Source organism: Variovorax sp. VRV01 (genome assembly GCF_014852545.1).
GTDB classification, from domain to species: Bacteria; Pseudomonadota; Gammaproteobacteria; order Burkholderiales; family Burkholderiaceae_C; genus Variovorax; species Variovorax beijingensis_A.
On record NZ_JACVBS010000093.1, the window covers coordinates 1 to 255 of the forward strand.

The 255-nt window shown below is 62.7% G+C and carries 1 pseudogene; it reads right to left on the reverse strand.

The features are described from left to right. Window positions 1-255 (reverse strand): annotated as a pseudogene (locus IB278_RS33715) (IS5/IS1182 family transposase); the annotation flags it as partial.

Here is a 255-nt window from a genome sequence, read left to right on the forward strand (position 1 = left end):
GGCACTGATATTCGTCGGCCTTCGCGACGTAGATGAAGTCGCTCTTGTCGAAGCGACCCTCGGCCTTGGCGTTCGAGGTCATCGGCTTGGGCACGTAGGTCGTGATGCCCACCTCCTCGCAGGTCTTTAGCTCCATGCCATTAAAGTAGCCGCGGTCGGCGAGCGCCTGCAGCCTGGTCTTGCCCATCGCCTCGCGTGCTGCCTTGGCCATGTTGCTGAGCTGCGCGCGGTCGTTGCCCTCGTTGGTGACCTCGT